16 protein-coding genes and 1 pseudogene are annotated in these 19,348 nt (G+C 71.5%); 15 read left to right on the top strand and 2 right to left on the bottom strand.

Going from position 1 to position 19,348, the window contains the following annotated elements:
- Positions 1-94 precede the first annotated feature (94 nt).
- Positions 95-1,459, bottom strand: coding sequence for a polysialyltransferase family glycosyltransferase (locus AN216_RS10135; protein WP_070196323.1), 1,365 nt, complete (start codon positions 1,457-1,459; stop codon positions 95-97).
- Entirely contained in the window at positions 1,459-2,436 is a 978-nt protein-coding gene (locus tag AN216_RS10140; protein WP_070196324.1) for a glycosyltransferase family 2 protein, read from the bottom strand. The genes AN216_RS10135 and AN216_RS10140 overlap by 1 nt, the downstream gene beginning before the upstream one ends.
- A gap of 241 nt (positions 2,437-2,677) precedes the next feature.
- Here AN216_RS10140 and AN216_RS26775 point away from each other — a divergent pair, with 241 nt between their 5' ends.
- From AN216_RS26775 to AN216_RS10215, 15 genes and pseudogenes are all read left to right on the top strand, one after another.
- Positions 2,678-4,264 (top strand): DUF6716 putative glycosyltransferase, encoded by a 1,587-nt coding sequence (locus AN216_RS26775; RefSeq protein ID WP_170843081.1) that lies wholly within the window; start codon positions 2,678-2,680, stop codon positions 4,262-4,264.
- 74 nt (positions 4,265-4,338) lie between these two features.
- Positions 4,339-5,055 (top strand): annotated as a pseudogene (locus AN216_RS10150) (acylneuraminate cytidylyltransferase family protein); the annotation flags it as partial.
- A 115-nt stretch (positions 5,056-5,170) separates the two neighbouring features.
- Positions 5,171-6,109 carry an N-acetylneuraminate synthase family protein gene (locus tag AN216_RS10155; RefSeq protein WP_070196325.1) on the top strand — a complete coding sequence of 313 codons (939 nt, stop codon included), beginning with the start codon at positions 5,171-5,173 and terminating at the stop codon, positions 6,107-6,109.
- Positions 6,110-6,227: 118 nt separating this feature from the next.
- Positions 6,228-7,415, top strand: a complete 1,188-nt coding sequence (locus AN216_RS10160; RefSeq protein WP_070196404.1) for a hypothetical protein — start codon at positions 6,228-6,230, stop codon at positions 7,413-7,415.
- Between the two features lie 107 nt (positions 7,416-7,522).
- On the top strand, positions 7,523-7,786 hold the full coding sequence (locus AN216_RS10165; protein WP_070196326.1) for a hypothetical protein: 264 nt from the start codon (positions 7,523-7,525) through the stop codon (positions 7,784-7,786).
- Positions 7,783-8,184 carry a PIN domain-containing protein gene (locus AN216_RS10170; protein ID WP_070196327.1) on the top strand — a complete coding sequence of 134 codons (402 nt, stop codon included), beginning with the start codon at positions 7,783-7,785 and terminating at the stop codon, positions 8,182-8,184. The genes AN216_RS10165 and AN216_RS10170 overlap by 4 nt, the downstream gene beginning before the upstream one ends.
- Before the next feature lie 151 nt (positions 8,185-8,335).
- Positions 8,336-9,586 carry an amidohydrolase gene (locus AN216_RS10175; protein ID WP_079166447.1) on the top strand — a complete coding sequence of 417 codons (1,251 nt, stop codon included), beginning with the start codon at positions 8,336-8,338 and terminating at the stop codon, positions 9,584-9,586.
- A 457-nt stretch (positions 9,587-10,043) separates the two neighbouring features.
- Positions 10,044-11,081 (top strand): BMP family lipoprotein, encoded by a 1,038-nt coding sequence (locus tag AN216_RS10180; RefSeq protein WP_070196328.1) that lies wholly within the window; start codon positions 10,044-10,046, stop codon positions 11,079-11,081.
- Positions 11,082-11,335: 254 nt separating this feature from the next.
- Entirely contained in the window at positions 11,336-12,994 is a 1,659-nt protein-coding gene (locus AN216_RS10185) for an ABC transporter ATP-binding protein (protein WP_070196329.1), read from the top strand.
- Positions 12,991-14,106, top strand: coding sequence for an ABC transporter permease (locus AN216_RS10190; RefSeq protein WP_070196330.1), 1,116 nt, complete (start codon positions 12,991-12,993; stop codon positions 14,104-14,106). Before AN216_RS10185 ends, AN216_RS10190 begins: the two co-directional genes overlap by 4 nt.
- The gene (locus AN216_RS10195; RefSeq protein WP_079166448.1) at positions 14,103-15,407 is read left to right on the top strand and encodes an ABC transporter permease; all 1,305 of its coding nucleotides are present in this window, start codon (positions 14,103-14,105) and stop codon (positions 15,405-15,407) included. The genes AN216_RS10190 and AN216_RS10195 overlap by 4 nt, the downstream gene beginning before the upstream one ends.
- Complete coding sequence (locus tag AN216_RS10200) at positions 15,404-15,892, top strand: cytidine deaminase (RefSeq protein WP_079166449.1); 489 nt, start codon at positions 15,404-15,406, stop codon at positions 15,890-15,892. The genes AN216_RS10195 and AN216_RS10200 overlap by 4 nt, the downstream gene beginning before the upstream one ends.
- A gap of 114 nt (positions 15,893-16,006) precedes the next feature.
- Positions 16,007-17,278 carry a thymidine phosphorylase gene (locus AN216_RS10205; protein WP_070196331.1) on the top strand — a complete coding sequence of 424 codons (1,272 nt, stop codon included), beginning with the start codon at positions 16,007-16,009 and terminating at the stop codon, positions 17,276-17,278.
- Positions 17,279-17,469: 191 nt separating this feature from the next.
- Positions 17,470-18,060 (top strand): Uma2 family endonuclease, encoded by a 591-nt coding sequence (locus AN216_RS10210; RefSeq protein ID WP_070196332.1) that lies wholly within the window; start codon positions 17,470-17,472, stop codon positions 18,058-18,060.
- Between the two features lie 97 nt (positions 18,061-18,157).
- On the top strand, positions 18,158-19,342 hold the full coding sequence (locus tag AN216_RS10215; protein ID WP_212732693.1) for a cytochrome P450: 1,185 nt from the start codon (positions 18,158-18,160) through the stop codon (positions 19,340-19,342).
- Positions 19,343-19,348 lie beyond the last annotated feature (6 nt).

Here is a 19,348-nt window from a genome sequence, read left to right on the forward strand (position 1 = left end):
GGGCCGGCCGCATTCGGCCCCGGGCCGCTCGCCGGTGGGAGCGGGCGCCGCCCGGGCTCCGGAAGTGCCCGGGGCGCCAGCCGAGTCCGCGCCGTCAACGGAGCGCGACGCGCTTCAGCCGCCGCGCCCGGCGGGCCACCCGGCGTACCGCGCGGTTCCGCGGCAGGAACGCCAACTGCCGTGGCAGTGCACCGGGCAGCGCCAGCGCCGTGAGTCGGCGGCGCTTGAAGTACGCCCACGTGCGCTCGTCGAGCCGGGTGTTGAGATAGCGCTCCGCGTCCGCCCGGAGTCCCGGGTGGAGCCGCGCCTGCATACAGAAGCCCACCGCTCGTACGAGCCCCGTCAGCGTCTCCCGCACCCACGCCTCGTCGGGCGGCTGCCAGGCTGCCACGGCTGCCGGGTCCTCGACGTCCGGGAGGACCGCGTCGACCAGGGTGACCGGCACGCGGTTGCTGTTCTGGTAGGGCGTGAGCCGCTCCAGCAGGATGTCCGTGCCCGTACGAGCCACCGGCAGCCGGTAGTACGTCGCCGCGGTGACCAGCGCCGTGGAGAAGCAGCCGACGACCAGGGCCGGGCGCAGTCGCTCGTACAGCGTCTCGGCGAGCACGGGCGTCTCCAGCACGGTCAGTCGCACGCCCAGCTGCTCGGCCGCGCTCTCCAACGCCCGCGAGTGGCCCGCCGGCGCGACCGGGTGCGGTTTGAACACCAGGTTCCGGTGGCCGAGCGCGACGGCGCCGCGCAGCATCCGTACGTGCAGCCGCTCCTCCTCGTCCGCGGAGAGGATGCCCAGTGCCGAGAGGTACTGCCCGAGCAGCAGCGCGGGAGCCGGCCGGTCCCGCTGCCGGGTGACCGCGGGGGGACAGTCCGTGGCGAGTTCCGCAAGCACGTCGGTGAACGCCTTGGTCGGCACCACCTCGGCCGGCACCCCGAACTCGGTGAGCAGCAGCGGTTCCAGACCGGGCAGCAGGTCGAGGTGCAGCAGCCGGGCCACCCTGGTGCCGATCAGCGGGTCCAGCTTGTCGCGGGTGGGCCCGTAGCTCATCAGCCCGTCCGCGTACACGTCGATGGGAGCCTCGGGGAACAGCTGGGCGAGTGTCTGTGCCGGCTTGGCCTGGAGGGACTCGAGCACGAGCCGCACGGAGTCCTGGTGCGGCGTGCCGAGGCCCCACAGCAGCCGCAGGTAGCGTTCCCACAACGGCACGTCGTCCGGGCGCGGACCCCAACTGCCGGGGTGGAAGGGGCGGATGACGTCGTTCCAGGAGAGCACCCGGTCGAAGCGGTCGCGCAGCCGCTCGAAGCCCGCCATCCGGTCCAGCGCGGGCACCGTCTCCGGGGGGCTCGCGTTGTTGCTGACCAGCAGCAGCCGACGGTCCGCCGGCTCGAAGCAGCCGGCGTCCAGGGCGGCGGCCAGCGTGGCGGCGCCGTACAGCGAGGAGGCGACGAAGACCTGCGCGTGCATCAGGCGGCCTCCTGATCGACGGTCAGCGGCCGTCGTCGCAACCGGCGCAGCCTGGTGGCGCGTTCGCTGTCCATCGAGTCCAGCGCCTCCCGCAGCATGCCTTCCGGCATCCGCTTCAGCGCCGCGGCGCTCAACTGCCGGAGCCGGCGCTCCACATGCGGCTCGAACCGGCCACTCGCCAGGTGGTGCGCGATGATGGCGCAGTAGGTGCGTACGGCCTTCGGCAGCAGCCGGTCCGCCTGGCGGTCCTGGCCGGTCTCGGCGAGGACCCGGTCGAAGGCGTGCAGGAAGTCCAGTTGACGTACGTCGCCGATCTGGGTGAGGGACGAGGCCACGCCACGGCGGTAGAAGACGCCCAGCAGGCCGACCACCCCGAAGGAGTCCGCCTCCCGGTGCAGCCGCCAGATCCACGGCCGGTCCTCGGCGGTGCGCAGCCCGTCCGGGAAGTGCAGCAGTCCCCGGTCCAGCAACCGACGGTGGTAGACGCCCGCCCAGGCGTAGGCGTAGTCCACGGAGGTGGTGCGCTCCGCTGGCAGGATCGCCTCCCTCGGGTCCAGCACGACGCCGCGACGCCCGTCCGGCACACGGGCCAGGGTGCGCGCGCGGGCCGTGCACTGGACGTGGTCCGTACGCACGAAGTCGCAGCCCAGGCCCTCGATGGCGGCGAGCAGTTCGGGGTAGTAGCCGGGCGCCAGCCAGTCGTCACCGTCCAGGAAGGTGACGTACTCGCCGCTGGCGGCGTCCAGTCCGGTGTTACGGGCGGTGGCGAGGCCGCCGTTGTTCTCGTGCCGTATCAGGACGGCACCGGGGATTTCGCGCGCGGCGCGTTCCAGGATTTCCGGGGTGCCGTCCGTCGAGCAGTCGTCGACCAGAATGAACTCGAAATCCGCGCGGGTGTTCCTGCGCAGGCTTCTCAGCGTGTCCGGGGCGTACGACTGCACGTTGAAGAACGGCACGATGACGGAGAGCTTGACCACTCGCCAGAGCTTAGGCGCCGTCCCGGGCGCCCGTGGGACCAAAGGAGTTCCGGCGGGTGAACGCCGATTGGCGAAAAGGTTAACCAGCGCCTTTCCGGATTCGGTTGGCCGTACGGCGGCTGGCTGTTCACCGGTTGTTGTCATCGCGTACGCCCGGGAATCCCCCTGGCTTCCTAGCGTCTTGGACGTGCCTTCCCGAATTCCCGATCGCGTTCCCCATCGCGGTCCCGACCGAGTAGCCGTGCTGGCGGATTCCGACACCCGGTGGAAATGGGGCGTCCTCACCGCCCGACGGCTCGCGCCGGACGCCCGTATCGACGGCCTGTTGCTGCGCGGCCGGGCCACGCCGACGCCCCGGCAACTCGCCGAGGTGGGCGTCCGGGTGGATTCCGTACGGGAGGTGACGGGCGCCGAGTTCGTGCGTACGGCGGACCGCGCGGCGTACGACGTGGTGGTGCTCGCCTGTGTGGGCGGCGCGGTGCAGGCCATGCTGCACGGGCTGGCCGCGCGGATCGCCCCGCCGCCGGAGCGGCGGCCGAACCCGCTGCCGGAGAAGGGGGAGCGGGAGCCGGGCCGCGAGGGCCTGGACCGGGACGCGGACCGGCGCCCGGGCCACCGACCCGTGCTGGTGACCGGCTACGTGGGGATCGTCTACGAGAAGCTGACGGACGGTCTGCTGCTGCGGCACGGCGCCGACGTGGTGCTGGCCAACTCCCGGTATGACGCCGAACGTTTTCGCGCGGTTTACGCCGGTGCGGGCGCGGACAGCAGTGCCGTTGTCGAGTGTGCGCTGCCCTTCCTGGACGGGGCGGGGCGAGCGGAGACGCCCGATCCGGTGGAGCCGGAGCGGGTGCCGCGTCCGTTCGGGGGGCCGGACGCGGCGGCGGGGGCCGGTTCGGACACCGCGCCGGAAGGATCGGCGGCGCCGCTCCGTATGGCGGTGCGGAACCGTACGGCGGTGCGGAACGGACCGGCCACCACGCCGCCGGCGTCTGGGCCGGGCGCCTTCACAGTGGTCTTCGCGGTCCAGCCCTCGGTGCCGAACAACCGCAGGGACCGCGCGTACCTACTGCGCCGCGCCGTCGAGCACGCCCGCGCGCGCCCCGAGCGCGAGGTGCTGATCAAGCTTCGCAGCAAGCCCGGCGAGCACACCACGCACATCGAGGAAGCGCCCTACCAGAAGCTCGCGGCCGCGGTCCCGGGCGGGCTACCGGCCAACTGCCGACTGGTCTACGGGCACATGGGCGAGGTCCTGGACCGTACGGACCTGCTGGTCACGGTCAGTTCCACGGCCGCCCTGGAGTCCCTGCACCGTGCCGTGCCGACCGCGGTGCTCACCGACCTCGGCATCCGTGAGGTGCTCGGCAACCACCACTTCCTCGGTTCCGGATGCCTCGCTTCCTGGGATCAATTGGACGCCGGCCTGCTGCCCGAATCCGACCCGGAGTGGGCCGCCGCCCAGGGCGTCTGCCCGCCGGACGGCGAGTCGTCGGGCTGTGGACCAGCGGCGTACGCCCACGCGTTCGACGGCGCGCGGGACCGGGTCGCTGAGCTGACCGGACGGGCCGCGCGGGGCGAACTGCCCGCGCCCGCGCCGTACTACACGCCCGCCACCGCCCGCGGATACCTGCCGGGCGTCCTGGCCCGGTACGGCTTCCGGCCGGACGGCACCCCGGAGGGAGGCGGCGCCGCCGGGCGGGAGCCCGACGGGCTGCGCGGCGCAGCGCGGAGCGCGCTGCGGGACGCGCTGCGGGACACGGCGCGGGGCGCCTACCGGCACGGCGTGCAGCGGGTGGCGCCGGTGATCCGACGGATGGGGGAGCTGTGAACGCCGTACGCCCCGCGCACGCCGCCGAGTCGCGTCGGTGTCCGAACGGGCGGGCCGCGCCGGCCGCACGCCGGGTGCTCGCCGTCATCCCGGCCCGGGGCGGGTCCAAGGGGGTGCCGGCGAAGAACCTCGCGGAGGTCGCCGGGGTGCCCCTGGTGAGCCGCGCCGTACACGCCTGCCGCGTGGCGGCCCTGGTCACCGATGTCGCCGTCTCCACGGACGACCCCGATATCGCGGCGGCGGCACGTACGGCCGGTGCCGAGGTCGTGGAGCGGCCGGCCGATCTCGCGGGCGACCTGGCCTCCAGCGAGGCGGCCGTACTGCACGCCATGGACGCCCACGAGGCACGGCACGGACACCCGGTGGACACGGTGTTGCTGGTGCAGTGCACCAGTCCGTTCCTCACCGCCGAGGACGTCGACGGCGTGACCCGCGCGGTGGTCGAGGACGGCGCGGACAGCGCTCTGACGGTGGCGGCGTTCCACGGCTTCGTATGGCGTGCGGACGGCGACCCGGCGGGCGGCACCGACCCGGCGGGTGGCACGGACGGCGGCGCGGAGGGCGCGTACGGCGTCAACCACGACCGGTACCACCGGCCGCGTCGCCAGGACCGCCCCCAGGACCTGCTGGAGACCGGCGCCGCGTACGCCATGGCCGCCCCAGGGTTCCGGAAGGCCGGACACCGCTTCTTCGGCCGTACCGAGCCGGTGCGTACGGACCCCGCGCGGGTGTTGGAGGTCGACGATCCGCACGACCTCGCCCGCGCCCGTGCGCTGGCGCCGCTGCTCGATCCGGAAGGGACGAGGCCGCCGGACCGGACGAGCCAGCCCCGCCAGAGCGACCAGACCGAACAGCCCCATCAGAGCAACCAGCCCCACCAGCACGACTAGCGGAAGGAACCGCCTCATGACCTCGAACAACCGCCTGCGCGCCCTGGGTGACAGGACCGTCGGTCCCGGCCGCCCCGTGTACGTCACCGGCGAGATCGGCATCAACCACAACGGCGAGCTGGAGAACGCCTTCGCGCTCATCGACGCCGCCGCCGAAGCCGGCTGTGACGCGGTGAAGTTCCAGAAGCGCACCCCGGAGATCTGCACCCCGCGAGACCAGTGGGACCTTGAACGGGACACCCCCTGGGGCCGGATGACGTACATCGACTACCGGCACCGGGTGGAGTTCGACGAGGACGGTTACCGGGCGATCGACGAGCACTGCCGGCGGCTCGGCATCCACTGGTTCGCCTCCCCCTGGGACACCGAGGCCGTCGCCTTCCTGGAGAAGTTCGACGTGCCCGCGCACAAGGTGGCCTCCGCCTCGCTCACCGACGACGAGCTGCTGCGCGCCCTGCGCGCCACCGGCCGTACGGTCATCCTCTCCACCGGGATGTCCACCCCGAAGCAGATCCGGCACGCGGTGGAGGTGCTGGGCAGCGAGAACATCGTGCTGTGCCACGCCACCTCGACGTATCCGGCCAAGGCCGAGGAACTCAACCTGCGGATGATCCACACGCTGCAGGGCGAGTTCCCGAACGTCCCGATCGGCTACAGCGGACACGAGACCGGCCTGCAGACCAGCCTCGCGGCGGTGGCCCTGGGCGCCAACTTCGTGGAGCGGCACATCACCCTGGACCGCGCGATGTGGGGCTCCGACCAGGCCGCCTCCGTCGAGCCGGGCGGCCTCCAGCGGCTGGTGCGGGACATCCGCACGATCGAGGAGTCGCTCGGGGACGGCGTCAAGCGGGTCTACGACAGCGAGCTGGCCCCGATGCGGAAGCTGCGCCGGGTCAAGGGCGTCGTGGCCGAGGCCGGCGAGCAGGACGCCATGCCCGAGCCGGCCGGCGTCTGACCGGGACGTGTCCGTGCGGCCCGCCGATCACGCCCCCGAGCCGGACCCGCCGGCCGCGTCCCACGACGCGCGTCCGCACCCGGGCCGCCCCGCGGACCCGGGTGTCGGCCCGGAGGGCGTGGGCGGCCGCGCGGGCGGTCGTACGGACCGCGGTGGTCGTACGGGCTGCGGTGGCACCCTCGCGTTCGTCGAGAGCCCGGTGCAACTGCTGAACGTCCTGGAATGGGCGTACACCAGCGCCCTCGCCGCCACCCCTGCCGCCCCGGCCGACGCAGCCCCCGCCCCCGCCGACGCCCGCGCCGGGGCGCCGGCGGCCGAACCGAGACCCGAACCGAGACCCGAGCCCGTACAACTCGTCGTCCTGCCGCCGCACGATCCGATGACCCGGGGCCAGCTGCGACGGATGGCCGAACTGGCCCGGGACGAGGGCCACTCCGTGCGCTGGGCGGAGGCCCGTGGGGGTGCCGCGCCGGTGCGGACCATCGGCTCACTCGCCGGGCCGCTGCGCCGCGCCTCCCGGGTGGTGCTCGGTGACCCCTTCTCCCGCTATGTGCAACTGCTCCTCACCCTGACCTCGGCCGGTCATGTGGTGGTGGTCGACGACGGCACCGCCACCATGGAGTTCGTCGCCCAGCTCGCCCGAGGCGAACGCCTCACCCGCTGGCACCAGCGCGGCTCCGGCGGCCCCGCCGCGGCCCTGTTCGGCCCGGTCGCGCGACGCGCGCGACAGCGGCTGGTCCCCTCGGGGCGGCGTGAGGTGGAGGTGTTCAGTTGCCTGCCGGTGGACCCGGAGATCAGCCGGCTCGGAGTCACCGTCACGGCGCACACCTTCGCCTGGACCCGCTCCCGTTTCGGCCCGCCCCGACTGACCCACGGCTCGGACCTGGTCGGCACGTCGCTGGTGGAGACCGGGGTGGTGGACGTCGAGCGCTACCTCACGGCGGTGACCGAGCTGGCCCGGCGCAACGGCGCCACCCGCTACTTCGCCCACCGCCGGGAGAGCGCCGAGAAGCTGCACCGGATCAGCACGGAGGCGGGGCTGGAGGTCGTACGCCCCGACCTGCCGCTGGAGTTGGTGGCGCGGCGCGGCCCGGTCAGCCGTACGGTGCTCAGCTTCCCCTCTACGGTCGTGCACACCCTCCCGCTCGCGCTGCGGGGGACGGCGGTGCGGGTGGCCGTCTGCGACGTGGACCCGGCCTGGCTCACCGAGCAGGCGTCGCCCCGGGCCCAGGGCTTCCTGGCCCGCGTCACCGGCACCGCCGAGGCCGCCCACCGTCTGCCGCCCTCCTCCCCGGCCACGCCCTGAGCCGCTCGTGCTTCGCCGCTCGCGGTCGACGTACGCGGCTGGACGTAAGGTCAGCACGACGACCACTCGAAGTGGTGTCCCACACCACCCATTGCTAGGCTTCTGTCATGCCACAGGTGAGCGTGAAGATCGACGAAGCTGTCCGGGATCGCCTCGCGGCTGTCGCCGCGGAGCGGAAGACCAGCATCGCCGCGCTGGTCGAGCAGCTCAGCGCGGACACCCTGCCGCACGCCGAACGGGTCGCACGGATGGAGCGCACCCGCGCCCATCTGCGCGAGACGACCGGAGTGGTCATCACGGATGATGACGTGGTGAAGGGCAGCCGGTTGCTCCGGGATATCGCCGAGGGTCGGGGCGTGGAAGTCCGTTGAACCACCTGCTCTTCGACGACACCGCGATTCTGGCGCTGGGCGCGGGTCATCACCTCGCTTCCAGCTTGCTGGTCGCCTCGCGCCTCGTGAGCGCGCCGAACGTCTATCTGCCGGCGCTGGGTGTGGCCGCGGCCGAAATGGCGCGCGAAGGTGCCGGAGCGCACGCGGTGGCCCTGGAGGAGTTCGACATCTTGCCGGCCGACGGCCTTGCCGCCCTGCGGTTGGCGACGCTTGTCACGGACGGCGTCGCCTGGCCCACCGCGCAGGTGATCGTGGCGGCCCGCCCCAGCCTGGAGTTTCCTTCCGGGCTCACCGTCGTCAGCACCGGAGCGGAGCGTTACGACGGGGCCGGCGTGCGCGTGTACGCGTTGGGTGACGGGGACTCGCGCGCGGACTGACATACACCGGCGCGGCAACAGGGTAAATGACTAGTCATACCCAACCCTCAGTAGACGCAACCGCCGCACAGCGTATTTTTTGGTCCCCTGTGGGGCTGAACTTTTCCTGATCGCCTGTCAGTTGTCGCGTCATTCGCTCTAGGCTCCCCGCATGAACCAACTCCTGTCCCCGGAGCCGCAAGCCGCAGGGATCACGACGACCGCGTCAGCCGACGAGTCCGCACTGCCCGGCGCCCTGCCGGAAGCGCTCCGCACCGAACTGACCGCCTTCCGGCGGGACCTCCACATGCACCCCGAGTTGGGACACCAGGAGTTCCGTACGACGGCGGCGGTGAAGGCGCGGCTGGAGAGCGCTGGGCTCCAGCCGCGAGTGCTGGACACCGGGACCGGACTGGTGTGCGACATCGGTGGACCGGTGGGTGCCGGTGACGCCCTCGCGCTCCGCGCGGACATCGACGCGCTGCCGATCCCGGACACGAAGTCGGTGCCGTACCGTTCCACGGTCGCCGACCGCGCGCACGCCTGTGGACACGACGTGCACACCACCGTCGTGCTGGGTGCCGGGTTGCTGCTGGCCGAGTTGGCCGAGCAGGGGCTGCTGCCCCGGCCCGTCCGGTTGCTCTTCCAGCCCGCCGAGGAGGTGCTGCCCGGGGGCGCCACGGACGCGATCGACTGCGGGGTCCTGGACGGGGTCGGCCGGATCATCGCGGTGCACTGTGACCCCCGGGTGGACGCCGGCCGGATCGGCCTGCGGCAGGGTCCGATCACGGCGGCCTGCGACCGACTTGAGGTGGCACTCAGCGGCGCGGGCGGACACACCGCGCGCCCACACCTGACCACCGACATGGTGACCGCCGCCGCCCAACTCGCCGTGGACGTGCCGGCGCTGCTTTCCCGCCGTGTCGACCCCCGCTCCGGCCTCTCGCTGACCTGGGGGCGGATCTCCTCCGGGCACGCCTGCAACGTCATCCCGCAGCGGGCCGAACTGTCCGGCACCCTGCGGTGCCTTGACCTGCCGGGCTGGCGGGACGCGCCCGACCTGGTGCACGCGGCGGTCGACGAGGTCGCGACGCTGTACGGGGCGAAGCCGGAGGTCAACTACGTGCGCGGGGTGCCGCCGGTGGTCAACGAGCCCGGCCCGACCCAGCTGCTGCACGACGCGATGGTGGCGCGCCGCGGCCCGTACGCCGTGGAGAACACCGAGCAGAGCCTCGGCGGCGAGGACTTCTCGTGGTATTTGGAGCACGTGCCCGGTGCTATGGCCCGGCTCGGCGTGCGTACGCCCGGCGAACGTTCCCGACACGACCTGCACCAGGGGGACTTCGACGCGGACGAGAACGCGATCGCGGTGGGGGTCGAGCTGTTCACCGCAGCCGCGCTGCTGGACGCCGGGCGGTGGTAGGCCGGCCGTGACGCGCGGTGCTGGTGCCACGGGTGCCGCGCGCCGGCTCGGGAGCGCGTCGGCACGCGCGCGGTTCGGGTCCGTACGCGACGTACCCGGGCGTACGGGTACGCGCACGACCGCCAGAGGCTGTCCCGCAATCCCGGGGGCTCGCGTCGCTCAGTACGGCACCTCGCTGCCTTGCCGAATCGCCCACGTGCACCCGGTACGCGGACGACGCGCCGCCTTGCCCTCCGTCCCCTCGGCCTACCGCCCTGGGGAGCCCCGACACCGAACGCCGCTGGCCGATCCGCCGGGGATCACGGAACAGCCCTTAGACACCGATCCGATAACGGCGTTCGCCGACACCTTTACGTGATATCTACGCGCGTTAATCTGAGGCCGATACGAGCGCGCCGGAAGAGGCGTGACAGCAGCGCCGGCAGAGGCGCTTCCTAGAGTCGAAGGGGACGTCCTCTTGCGTCGGGTACCCAAGCTTGCCGCCGCGATCAGCGCCGCCGCGGCACTCGCACTGACAGCCACGGCCTGTGGCGAGAGTTCCACCGAGGCCAACAAGGACGAGGAGAAGGGCGTCGGGCTGGCCTTCGATGTCGGAGGCCGGGACGACCACTCCTTCAACGAGGCGGCGGCACGGGGTGCCGACAAGGCCAAGAAGAAGCTGGACGTCAACGTCGAGATGCTCACCGCGGGCAACAACGAGACCGAGGCGGACCGCGAGCAGCGGCTGACCTCGCTCGCCCAGGAGGGCTACAACCCCGTGATCGGGGTCGGCTTCAGCTACGGCAAGTCCATCGAGAAGGTGGCCAAGGAGTTCCCCGACACGACGTTCGGCCTGGTCGACGAGCGGGTGAAGGCCAAGAACGTGGACAGCATGATCTTCTCCGAGCACGAGGGTTCCTACCTCGCCGGTGTCGCCGCGGCGAAGAAGACCAAGAGCGACAAGGTCGGCTTCATCGGCGGGGTGAACAACGCGCTCATCCAGAAGTTCGAGGCGGGCTTCGCGCAGGGTGTCAAGGACACCGACCCGAAGATCAAGCTGACCCGTCAGTACCTCTACCCGAACAACGACAAGGGCTTCAACGACCCCGCCGCCGCCAAGGAGAAGGCGAAGGGGATGCTGGACCGCGGTGTTGACGTGATCTACACGGCCGCGGGTCAGTCCGGTGCCGGCTCGATCGAGGCGATCAACGCGAAGAAGGGCGCCTGGGCGATCGGCGTCGACTCGGACCAGTACAAGCAGCCCGGGTTGAAGGAGTACAAGGAGTCGATCCTGACCTCCGTGGTCAAGAACGTCGACGTGGCGGTGTTCGAGCTGATCAAGAGCGTCGAGGACGGCGACCCGATCACCGGGATCAACGAGTACACGCTCAAGGAGGACGGTGTCCGCCTGACCACCTCCGGTGGCTTCATCGACGACATCATGCCGGACATCGAGAAGGCCAAGAAGAAGATCGCCAGCGGCGAGGTCAAGGTCAGCCCGACCCCGAAGAAGTAGCGTCCCGCGGTCGTCCGGGCGGGCCACGTGCCACCCGGGCGACCGTGCTGCTTCCGGTTCGTGGTTCGTGCGCCGGGCTGGTACGGGAGCCCGTCACCCGTATCGCGTTCGCCGGCTGGTGCCCCACACACCGGCCGTCAGCGTGCTCGCGCGCACCGTCCGTGAGCTACGCGCGTAGCGGCCAGGCGACGCGATAGCGTCACCGTGGCCAGTCCCAGGCCCACCCCGCTCCTTCATCCCGAGGAGAGTGCGTCATCAAATCCAGCAGCAGCCCGCCGGCGGACAGGGCGCCCGCGGTCGAACTACAAGGCATCACCAAGCGGTTCCCCGGTGTCGTGGCCAACCACGACATCGACATCACCGTCCAGGGCGGTACCGTGCACGCCCTCGTCGGTGAGAACGGCGCCGGCAAGTCCACCCTGATGAAGATCCTCTACGGCATGCAGCGGCCGGACGAGGGCACCATCACGATCGCCGGCGAGCAGGTCACCCTCGGCTCGCCAGGCGACGCCATCGAGCGCGGCATCGGCATGGTGCACCAGCACTTCATGCTCGCGGACAACCTCACCGTCCAGGAGAACGTCGTACTCGGCGCCGAGCGGCTGCACGGCATCGGCGCCGCCGCGAGCAGGAGGATCACCGAGATCTCCGAGACGTACGGCCTCGGCGCCCGTCCCGGCGCCCTCGTCGAGGACCTCGGTGTCGCCGACCGGCAGCGCGTGGAGATCCTCAAGGTCCTCTACCGCGGCGCCCGCACGCTCATCCTGGACGAACCGACGGCCGTCCTCGTCCCGCAGGAGGTCGACGCGCTCTTCGACAACCTCCGTGACCTGAAGGCCGAGGGCCTGACGGTGCTGTTCATCTCGCACAAGCTCGGCGAGGTGCTGTCGGTCGCCGACGACATCACCGTGATCCGCCGCGGTACGACCGTCGCCTCCGTACGTCCCGCCGATACCACCGCGAAGCAGTTGGCGGAGCTGATGGTGGGCAGCGAACTCCCGTCGCCCGAGACCCGCGAGTCCACGGTCACCGACATCCCGATGCTGGCCGTCGACGACCTGCACCTGTCCGCGGTCGACTCGAGCGGTGACGTACGCACCGTGCTGGACGGCGTGTCCTTCACCGTGCACAAGGGCGAAGTCCTCGGCGTGGCCGGTGTGGAGGGGAACGGCCAGGCCGAACTCGTCGAGTCCGTGATGGGGATGCGCACCACCGACGGTGGCAGCGTCACCCTGGACGGCGCGGACATCTCCGCCCGCTCCACCCGCAAGCGTCGGGAGGAGGGCATCGGTTACATCCCCGAGGACCGGCACCGACACGGCCTGCTGCTGGACGCGCCGTTGTGGGAGAACCGGATGCTCGGCCATGTCACCGAGCCGCCGAACAGCCGAGGCCAGATCCTCGATCCCAAGGCGGCACGGACGGACACCGAACGCATCGTCGCGGACTACGACGTACGCACCCCGGGCATCGAGGTCACCGCCGCCAGCCTGTCCGGCGGAAACCAGCAGAAGCTGATCGTCGGCCGGGAGATGAGCCACCAACCCAAGCTGCTCATCGCCGCTCACCCCACCCGCGGCGTGGACGTCGGCGCGCAGGCCCAGATCTGGGACCAGATCCGGGAGGCCCGCCGCGAGGGCCTCGCGGTGCTTCTGATCTCCGCCGACCTGGACGAGTTGATCGGCCTCTCGGACACCCTGCGGGTGATGTACCGCGGCCGGTTGGTCGCGGACGCGGACCCCGCCACCATCACCCCCGAGGAGTTGGGCTCCGCCATGACCGGCGCCGCTGGCGGCCACCTGGAACACGAGTCGGGCGACACGGGGGCCCTCGAGGACACCGACTCCACACCGGAGGACGGCGCCACGCCGGACACCGACTCCACACCCGAGGACGGAGGTGACCACCGATGAAGAAGCTCGACAAGAACAAGCTGGCCCTCGCCATCGCGGCACCGTTGCTCGCCGTGGTCGCCGCAGTCCTGATCACCTCGCTGATCATCCTGGCCACCGGCGACGATCCACTCCTCGCCTACCAGGTGATGCTGGAGTTCGGCTCGAAGAGCGACAGCCAGGTCTGGATCATCGACAAGTCCATCACGTACTACCTCTCCGCCCTCGCGGTCGCCATCGGCTTCCGGATGAACCTGTTCAACATCGGGGTCGACGGTCAGTACCGGATCGCCGCGTTCTTCGCCGCCGTCGTCGGCGGCGCGCTGACCCTGCCCGGGTTCCTGCAGATCCCGGTGATCATCCTGGTGGCGATGACCGTCGGCGCCCTCTGGGCCGGCATCGCGGGCCTGCTGAAGGTCACCCGCGGCGTCAGCGAGGTCATCACGACGATCATGCTGAACTTCACCGCCGGCTCGTTGATCGGCTACTTCCTCCAGGAAGGCCGGCTCGCGGAGAAGGACGGCAACATCTTCCACACTCCGAACATCCCGGAGTCCAGCCACTTCTTCACCTTCCCGACCACTCCGGACCCGGTCGACGGCTTCATCGTGATCGCCGTACTCGTCGGTGCCGTCTACTGGTTCGTGCTCAACCGCACCCGCTTCGGCTTCGACCTGCGGGCGGTCGGCAGCTCCCAGTCCGCGGCGGAGGCCAGCGGCGTCAGCGTGAAACGCATGGTGCTCACCTCGATGGTGCTCTCCGGTGCCGCCGCCGGCCTGGTGGGGATGCCGACACTGCTCGGCGACTCGTACAACTACGGCAACGACTTCCCGACCGGCATCGGCTTCACCGGCATCGCCCTCGCGTTGCTCGGCCGCAACCACGCCGTCGGGATGGCCTTCGCCGCGCTGCTCTGGGGCTTCCTGGACCGTACGGGCAGCCAGCTGGAGATCGAGGGATTCGCCCAGGAGATCGTCGAGGTGATGAAGGGCGTCATCGTGTTGAGCGTCGTCATCGCCTACGAACTCGTACGGCGCTACGGCCTCCGGAAGCAGCAGCGCGAGGTGGGCGCTGAACTCGCCGCCCAGAGCGCGGGGGACGGTACGAACGACAAGGCGGGGGTGTCCGCATGAGCACGAACATCTCGGCCAGGATTCAGGGCGCGCTCAGCAGCGCGAACAAGCCCGGCGGCACGAAAGGGGACGACCGGCGGAAGCTGTCGTACCCGATGGTGCTGCTGATCATCGCGGGCGCGCTGCTCTTCCTCTCCACGTTGCGCGTCATCACCGGCGTCGACAACCTCACCAGCTTCGGGCAGTACTCCGCCGCGCTCGGCTGGGCCGTCCCCATCGGACTCGCCGGCCTCGGCGGCCTGTGGGCGGAACGCGCCGGCGTCATCAACATCGGCCTCGAGGGCATGATGATGCTCGGCACCTTCGCCGCCGGCTGGATCGGCTGGCAGTACGGGCCGTGGGCCGCCGTCGGCGCGGGCATCATCGGCGGCGCGCTCGGCGGCCTGCTGCACGCGATCGCCACCGTCACCTTCGGCGTGGACCACATCGTCTCCGGTGTCGCCATCAACATCCTCGCCCTGGGCGTGGTGCAGTTCCTCGCCAAGATCTGGTTCGGCAGCCCCGGCAGTCCGGCCTCCGAGGCGGGCGGGAACGACAAGCAGTCACCACCCATCGACGATATGCCGACGTTCACGGTGCCCGTACTCGCCGACTGGCTGGCGGACATCCAGAAGCAGGAGTGGTTCCTGATCTCGGACACCGCCGGCATCCTGCGTGCCGGGGTCGACAACGTCTCCTGGGTGACGCTGCTCGCGGTGGTGCTCTTCGTCGGCACCTTCTTCATGCTGTGGCGCTCGCCCTTCGGGCTGCGGCTGCGCTCGTGCGGTGAGAACCCGCTCGCCGCCGAGTCGTTGGGCGTCAACGTCTACAAGTACAAGTACGCCGCGGTGGTCGTCTCCGGCGCGCTGGCCGGTCTCGGCGGCGCCTTCCTCGCGGTCTACGTCCACCACTACCAGGAGAACCAGACCGGCGGTCGGGGCTACATCGGCCTCGCCACGATGATCTTCGGTAACTGGCGGCCCGGTGGAGTCGGCGTCGGCGCCGGCCTGTTCGGCTTCATGGAAGCCTCCCAACTGCGCGGTGGCGGCCCCACCATCCACGCTCTGCTGCTCGTCGGCGCGGTGCTGCTGGCCGGGTACGCCGTCTGGAAGCTGCGCAGCGGCGCCCGGATGACCGCGACGGTGGCGCTCGCCGCCGCGCTGCTCATCGCGATCTGGTACGCGGCCTCGGACACCGTGCCGATGGAGCTCGTCGAGGCGAGCCCGTACGTCACCACCCTGCTCGTACTCTCCCTGGCGGCGCAGCGATTGCGCGCACCGAAGGCCATCGGCAAGGCGTATCGCAGAGGGCAGGGGACATGACAGACGGCACTGCGGACCGTCCCGGCCGGCCGGCCGGCGGCAGCGACAGCGCGGGCGGCACCGATGGCACGGGTGCGACCGCCGGGCGGTCGGCGACCGGCATCGACTGGACGGATCTGCGGACGCGGGCCCGGGACGCGATGTCCCGGGCCTACGCCCCGTACTCCGGATTTCCGGTGGGCGCCGCCGCGCTCGTCGACGACGGCCGGACGGTCTCCGGATGCAACGTGGAGAACGCAGCGTACGGCGTGGCCCTGTGCGCCGAGTGCGGCCTGGTGTCCACGCTGGCCGCGACCGGCGGTGGCCGCCTCGTCGCGTTCACCTGCTGCGACCGGAACGGGGAGTTGCTGATGCCCTGCGGTCGCTGCCGACAGCTGCTGTGGGAGCATGGCGGTCCCGGTCTGCTCGTCGATACGGCACGTGGTGTCCGCCCCCTGGCCGAACTTCTCCCGGACGCCTTCGGCCCCGCCGACCTGGGTCGCTGACCGGGCCGGCCCGGGTCGTCGACCGGCGTGCGTCCGACCGGCGCGCGCCCGACCGGCGTGCGCCCCGACCGGGCCCGACTCCCGGGCCCGCCCCTCACCTAGGAGCCGAGCCCCATGGACGCGATTTCCGTCATCCGCGCGAAGCGGGACGATCAGGCACTCACCGATGCCCAGATCGACTGGGTCATCGACGCCTACACGCGCGGCGAGGTCGCCGACGAACAGATGTCGGCCCTGGCCATGGCGATCCTGCTGAACGGCATGTCCCGGGCCGAGATCGCCCGTTGGACGGCGGCGATGATCGCCTCCGGGGAGCGGATGGACTTCTCTCCGCTCAGCCGACCCACCGCCGACAAGCACTCCACCGGCGGCGTGGGCGACAAGATCACCCTCCCACTGGCGCCGCTCGTCGCCGCCTGCGGAGCGGCCGTGCCCCAACTGTCCGGTCGCGGACTGGGCCACACCGGCGGCACCCTGGACAAGCTGGAGTCCATCCCCGGCTGGCGGGCCACCCTCAGCAACCCGCGGATGATGGAGATCCTCGCCGACAGCGGCGCCGTCATCTGCGCGGCCGGCGACGGGCTGGCACCGGCCGACAAGAAGCTCTACGCCCTGCGGGACGTCACCGGCACCGTCGAGTCGATCCCGCTGATCGCCTCGTCCATCATGAGCAAGAAGATCGCGGAGGGCACCGGTTCGCTGGTGCTGGACGTCAAGGTCGGCTCCGGCGCCTTCATGAAGAACCTGGACGACGCCCGCGAACTCGCCGCCACCATGGTCGCCCTGGGCACCGACCACGGCGTACGCACCACCGCGTTGCTGACCGACATGTCCACGCCGCTCGGCCTCACCGCCGGCAACGCCCTGGAGGTGCGCGAGTCGCTGCACGTCCTCGCCGGCGGCGGTCCCAAGGACGTCGTCGAGCTGACCCTCGCCCTGGCCCGCGAGATGCTGGACGCCGCCGGGCTGTCGGACGCCGACCCGGAGAAGGCACTGGCCGACGGTTCCGCCATGGACCAGTGGCGCCGCATGATCAGCGCCCAGGGCGGCGACCCGGACGCCCCGTTGCCGCTGGCCCGCGAGCAGCACATGGTGCCGGCGCCCACGGACGGCACCCTGACCCGACTCGACGCGTACGCCGTCGGACTGGCCGCCTGGCGGCTCGGCGCCGGCCGGGCCCGCAAGGAGGACCCGGTGCAGGCGGGCGCCGGTGTCGAACTGCACGCCAAGCCGGGCGAGGAGGTGGTGGAGGGCCAGCCGCTGCTGACCCTCCACACGGACACCCCGGAGCGGTTCGACACCGCCCTGGCCGCGCTGGAGGGCGCGTACGAGGTGGGTACGCCGACGGCGCGGCCGTCGTCCATCGTGCTGGACCGGGTCGACTGAAGGGGGAGGGCGAGGCGGCGTGCCGTGCCGGGCGCCCGTGCTGATCGGCGGGGCCGACCGACACGTCTGGCTGGTGGGGCGCGCGGCTCGGCAGCGCGCGCGGCGCTCGTACGGGTGAACGTCCGCGATAGACCTGTGCGGGCGCGAGTGGGCAGGATGGTGTCGGTGACGCACCTGTAGAGGAGACCGCCATGACCGCACTCACCGTCGACCATGTGCCGGACAACGGCCGCGGTTGGGACGACCTCGTCCGTATCTGGGAGGAGACGGACGCACCCGAGGGCTGCAAGGTGGAGATCATTGAGGGGATCGTCACCGTGGCACCACCGCCCGCCAACACGCACAATCTCGCTGCTGCCAGGTTGCAGCGACAGCTCTATGCCAAGCTCTCGGACGACTGGGAGATCGTCCAGACCCAGGGGATCACCGTTCCCGGCCGAAGCGGGCTCTATATCCCCGACCTGGCGGTCATCCCGGCAGCCGCTCTGGAAGCCCCCGGCCACCGGGTGGCAGCCGAGGAAGCACGGCTCGTCGTGGAGATCACCTCGCGGGACAACGCCAATCACGACCGGGTGGCCAAGGCGCACGGCTACGCCCAGGCCGAGGTCCCGCTGTATCTGCTCCTCGACCCCTGGCACTCGGGCAGACCCACGGCCACCCTGTTTGGCGAGCCGGAGGGCGGCACGTACCGGATGCTGGAGTCGGTCGAGTACGGCGCGACGCTGGCGCTGCCCGAACCGTTCGACCTGAAGATCGACACCGGGACGCTCCCGACGGGCTGACGGCGCACGGCGCCGGGCGCGGGAGCGTCCGGCGCGGACAGTTGAACCAGGGTCGGGCGCCGTTCCGCAGCGTCCCCAGGCGCGGTACCGTCAGCCGGTGGTGTTCGACTCGGACGATCCGGACTTCCTCGCCGACCCCTACCCGACGTTCGCCGCGGTGCGGGAGCGCGCTCCGGTGCACTGGCACGACGGCCTCGGGCTCCCGGTGGCGGTATCGCACGCGGCGGCTTCCGAGGTGCTGCGCGACCGCTCGGCCGGGCGCATCTGGACGGACAAGCAGCCCGCCTCCGCCTTCCCCGCCTTCAACCTGCTGCACCGCAACTCACTGCTGGAGACGGAGCCGCCCCGGCACACGCGGTTGCGCCGGCTGATCTCCACCGCGTTCGCCCGTGGGCATACCAACCGGCTGGAGCCGTGGGTCCGTGCGGTGGCGGGACAGCTGGTCGAGGGGATGGCGGCGGCCATCGAGACGGACGGCTCGGCGGACCTGCTGGAGCATCTGGCCGCGCCCTTGCCGGTCGAGGTGATCGCGGAACTGCTCGGCGTACCAGCGGCGGACCGGCCACGGCTGCAGCCCTGGTCCAACGCGATCGTGAAGATGTACGAGTACGGGCTGCCGCCCGAGGGGCAGGCGACCGCTGAACGAGCCGCCGCTGAGTTCGTCGACTACCTCCGGGCCTTGGCCGCGGCCCGTACCAGCGAGCCGGGCGACGACCTGATCAGCGACCTGGTGTCGGTGCGCGACGGTTCGGACCGGCTCACCGACGACGAACTGGTCGGCACTGCGGTGTTGTTGCTGATGGCCGGTCACGAGGCGACGGTGAACGTCATCGGCAACGGGTCGCTGGCCCTGCTGCGTCACCGCGACCAGTGGGAGCGGCTGGTGGCCTCGCCCTCGCTGTTGCCCACCGCGGTCGAGGAACTCATCCGGTTCGACGCCCCTCTCCAGCTCTTCGAACGCACCGCCACCGAGGCGACGTCGGTGGCCGGCTACGAACTCGCGGCGGGCGATCGCATCGCCGCGCTGCTCGGGGCGGCGGCCCGCGACCCGGCCGCGTTCGACGAGCCCGACCAGCTCGACATCGGGCGTTCGCCCAATCCGCACCTCGGCTTCGGAGGTGGCATCCACTACTGCGTCGGCGCCCCGCTGGCCCGGGTGGAGATCGCCGCGGCTCTCGAGGCGCTCGTCACCCGGCTGCCGGGGCTGCGGTTGGCCGGAGTGCCGGAGCGGAGGCAGGAGTTCGTGATCCGTGGGCTGCGCACGCTCCCGGTGACGGCGTAGCCGGGG

It is taken from the genome of Streptomyces oceani (genome assembly GCF_001751245.1).
Taxonomy (GTDB): Bacteria; Actinomycetota; Actinomycetes; order Streptomycetales; family Streptomycetaceae; genus Streptomyces; species Streptomyces oceani.